Source organism: Streptomyces sp. NRRL S-337 (assembly GCF_000720175.1).
GTDB lineage: Bacteria > Actinomycetota > Actinomycetes > Streptomycetales > Streptomycetaceae > Streptomyces > Streptomyces siderophoricus.
Genome location: NZ_JOIX01000151.1, coordinates 1 through 3,985, shown reverse-complemented (window position 1 = coordinate 3,985; position 3,985 = coordinate 1). Strand labels below are relative to the sequence as shown.

General features: G+C 71.9%; 3 protein-coding genes and 1 pseudogene. All 4 read left to right on the top strand.

Translation table 11 applies throughout. The annotated features are described in order from the left end of the window. A pseudogene (locus IG62_RS45865) lies at window positions 1-168 on the top strand (ketol-acid reductoisomerase); the annotation flags it as partial. A 269-nt stretch (window positions 169-437) separates the two neighbouring features. Further along, entirely contained in the window at window positions 438-2,030 is a 1,593-nt protein-coding gene (serA, locus tag IG62_RS0140725; RefSeq protein ID WP_030816270.1) for a phosphoglycerate dehydrogenase, read from the top strand. 298 nt (window positions 2,031-2,328) lie between these two features. Beyond that, entirely contained in the window at window positions 2,329-2,985 is a 657-nt protein-coding gene (locus tag IG62_RS50370) for a PRC-barrel domain-containing protein (protein ID WP_063755438.1), read from the top strand. A gap of 222 nt (window positions 2,986-3,207) precedes the next feature. Next, window positions 3,208-3,795, top strand: a complete 588-nt coding sequence (locus tag IG62_RS0140715; protein ID WP_030816266.1) for a TetR/AcrR family transcriptional regulator — start codon at window positions 3,208-3,210, stop codon at window positions 3,793-3,795. The last annotated feature ends 190 nt before the right edge of the window (window positions 3,796-3,985 follow it).

Here is a 3,985-nt window from a genome sequence, read left to right as displayed (position 1 = left end):
GTCCTCGCCGAGATCCAGGACGGCACCTTCGCCAACAACTGGATGGCGGAGTACCAGGCCGGTCTGCCGAAGTACAACGAGTACAAGAAGGCCGACGAGGACCACCTGCTGGAGACCACCGGCAAGAAGCTGCGGAAGCTGATGAGCTGGGTCGACGACCAGGCGTGAGCCCGGTGGACAGGGGGTCGCGAACACTCGCGGCCCCCTCGTCCGTATGACCGGCCGCGCACCGCGCGGCGCCTTGTCCACCGCGTAGAACCACGCACGGGTGATCCTTCCGCAACGGCACAGGACGCGCCCCCCACCGCCACTACACTGCCCATCACAAGCGCGTTCAGGCTCACAACGTCGTGCGTCTTCCACGCGGCTTTCCCCCTTCACCGCCTTCGGCCGTCGGGACGGCCGTCCGCGAAGGACTAGTGAGGACTGAAGACCACGTGAGCTCGAAACCTGTCGTACTGATCGCCGAAGAGCTGTCGCCCGCCACCGTCGACGCCCTCGGCCCGGACTTCGAGATCCGGCACTGCAACGGCGCGGACCGTGCCGAGCTGCTCCCCGCCATCGTCGACGTCGACGCCATCCTGGTGCGCAGCGCCACGAAGGTGGACGCCGAGGCGATCGCCGCCGCCAAGAAGCTGAAGGTCGTCGCCCGCGCTGGCGTGGGCCTGGACAACGTCGACGTCTCCGCCGCCACCAAGGCCGGCGTGATGGTCGTCAACGCCCCGACCTCCAACATCGTCACCGCCGCCGAGCTCGCCTGCGGTCTGCTGGTCGCCACCGCGCGGAACATCCCGCAGGCCAACACCGCGCTCAAGAACGGCGAGTGGAAGCGCAGCAAGTACACCGGCGTCGAGCTCAGCGAGAAGACCCTCGGCGTGGTCGGCCTCGGCCGGATCGGCGTCCTGGTCGCCCAGCGCATGTCGGCGTTCGGCATGAAGGTCGTCGCCTACGACCCGTACGTCCAGCCGGCCCGCGCCGCGCAGATGGGCGTCAAGCTGCTGACCCTGGACGAGCTGCTGGAGGTCTCCGACTTCATCACCGTCCACCTCCCCAAGACGCCGGAGACCATCGGTCTCATCGGCGACGAGGCGCTGCACAAGGTCAAGCCGTCGGTCCGGATCGTCAACGCCGCGCGCGGCGGGATCGTCGACGAGGCGGCGCTGGCCACCGCGCTCAAGGAGGGCCGGGTCGCCGGCGCGGGCCTGGACGTGTACGCCGTCGAGCCCTGCACGGACTCCCCGCTGTTCGAGTTCGACCAGGTCGTGTGCACCCCGCACCTGGGCGCCTCGACGGGTGAGGCGCAGGAGAAGGCCGGTATCGCGGTCGCCAAGTCGGTGCGGCTGGCGCTGGCCGGCGAGCTGGTGCCGGACGCGGTCAACGTCCAGGGCGGCGTGATCGCCGAGGACGTCAAGCCCGGCCTGCCGCTGGCCGAGCGGCTCGGCCGGATCTTCACCGCGCTGGCCGGCGAGGTTGCGATGCGGCTCGACGTCGAGGTGTACGGCGAGATCACCCAGCACGACGTCAAGGTGCTCGAACTCTCCGCGCTCAAGGGCGTGTTCGAGGACGTGGTGGACGAGACGGTGAGCTACGTCAACGCCCCGCTGTTCGCGCAGGAGCGCGGCGTCGAGGTGCGGCTGACGACCAGCAGCGAGTCGCCCGAGCACCGGAACGTGGTCACCGTGCGCGGCACGCTCGCCGGCGGCGAGGAGGTGTCGATCTCCGGCACGCTCGCCGGCCACAAGAACGTGCAGAAGATCGTGGCGGTCGGGGAGCACTCGATCGACCTCACGCTCGCCGACCACATGGCGTTCATGCGCTACACCGACCGCCCCGGCGTCGTCGGCACGGTCGGCCGCATCCTGGGCGAGGCGGGCATCAACATCGGCGGCATGCAGGTCTCCCGGGCCGACGTCGGCGGTGAGGCGCTGGTCGTGCTGACCGTCGACGACACCATTCCGGCGAACGTGCTCAACGAGATCTCCGAGGAGATCGGCGCGACGTCCGTGCGCGCGGTGAACCTCGGTCACTGACCGGACGGTCTTCGCAGGTCAACGGGCCCGGCTCCCGCTTCGGCGGGGTCCGGGCCCGTTCGCGTGCCGGCATCGTACGGACGCCACGCGGCCGCGGCCCGTGCGGCTGACCGGTCCGAGCATTCCCGAGCATTCACCCGAATGGCGTAGCGAGGGTGGGCCCGCGGGAGCCGGGAGGGGGCTCCTGGGGCCGCCCGGCCCGGCACCTCACGAGCCTCCCGAGTCGCAACCCGGAAGCGGGCGTCGCGCAATGGGAACTGTGCGTGCCGCACCGGCGCGTGCGGAAGGAGCAGGACCCATGAACGCACCTCTGGGAGACACCCCGCAGACGCTGACCGGCCTGCACGTGGTCGACGTGAGCGGCGCGAAGGTGGGCATGGTGCAGCAGGTCTACCGGGACGACGCCACCAACGAGCCCGAGTGGATCACCGTGCGCACCGGGCTGTTCGGCATGAAGGAGAGCTTCATCCCGCTCGCCGGGGCCCGCCGGACCGGCGACGAACTGCACGTTCCGCACACCAAGGAGACGATCAAGAAGGCCCCGCGGATCGACGCCGACGCCCACCTCGACCCGTCCGAAGAGACCGAGCTGTACCGCCACTACGGGCTGATCCGGCCGGTCGGCGCGGAACCCACGGCCCGTCCGGGCACGGACCTCACGGGCAGCCAGGGCGCACCGGAGACCGCCCGCGGCGAGCCGGGTGGCACGAACGCGGCGCGGCCCGCCGCGCCGCGCCCCGAAACGGAGGCCGGCGGCCCGGCGCGGACGCCCGCCGAGCGCAACAAACTCTTCGAACGGCCGATGGCCGGCGCCGGAGCGGGGGACCGCACCCGCGAAGCCCGTCCGGACGCCGACACCCGTCGCGACACCGAGCAGACGCCCGAGGCCACGCCCCCTGAGGACCGGAAGCGGAGCGGCGGCGCGGAGGGGCCCGGCACGGAGGGGGCCCGCTGAGCCGGGTCCCGGGGCCCGTGCCCCAGGAGGGCGCCGGGGGACCCGCCCCCCGGACCCGCCCCCCGGACCCGCGCCCGGGGGCCCGCGCCTGGGGACCTGCGCCCCGGGGGCCTGCGGGTCGCGTGCGGGCAGAAGCCCGCACGCCCGCACGCCACATGCGCGTAGACGTACGTATAAGACACCTGTCTGGTACGGACGTATGCCGGCGATTAGGCTGCCGCCATGGGACACCGTGAAGATCTTCTGGAAGGCGCCAAGCGCTGCCTGCTGGAGAAGGGGTACGCGCGCACCACCGCCCGCGACATCGTGGCCGCCTCCGGCGCCAACCTCGCCTCCATCGGCTACCACTACGGCTCCAAGGACGCCCTGATGCGCCAGGCCGTGATCGCGTCCAGCGAGGAGTGGGGCATGCGCATGGCCGAGGCGCCGGCCGCCGCGGAGGGCGCGCGGACCTCCGCCGATCCGCTGGAACGGTTCGCCGAGACCTGGGACCGGGTGCTCCAACACATCGCCACCGAACCGGAGTTCATCGCCGCCCAGGTCGAGGTGCTGGGGCTGCTCCCGCGCGACGAGGGCCTGCGGGAGGCGATCGGGGCCGTACTCCCGGAGGGCGGCGAGGGGCTGGTCGCGCTCTTCGAGGGCGTCCCCGACACGGAGGTCGACGCGGAGGCGGCCCGCATCGTCGGCTCCTTCTACCAGGCCCTCCTCACAGGCCTGATGGTCCAGTCCCTGGTCACACCGGACGCGCTCCCCACGGGGCACGACCTGGCGGCAGCGCTGCGGCGCGTCACGACGGGGCGGGTTCTCTGACCCCCACGTACCTGGCTTTCCCGCCGCGGGTCGTCTCGCCGTTGCGCTTTGCGGCGCCGCGTACGTGGCTGTCTTTCCCGCCGCGGTGGTTTCTCGCCGTTGCGCCTGCGGCGGGCTGGGTGGGTGTCGGGTGCGGTGACGGGCCTGCGGGGCCGGTGTTTGGGACTGCTGTCGCTTTACGTCCCAAACA

Coding starts and splice junctions, on each gene's coding strand:
- IG62_RS50370 (WP_063755438.1), top strand. CDS start 2,329: ATGAACGCACCTCTGGGAGACACCCCGCAGACGCTGACCGGCCTGCAC.
- IG62_RS0140715 (WP_030816266.1), top strand. CDS start 3,208: ATGGGACACCGTGAAGATCTTCTGGAAGGCGCCAAGCGCTGCCTGCTG.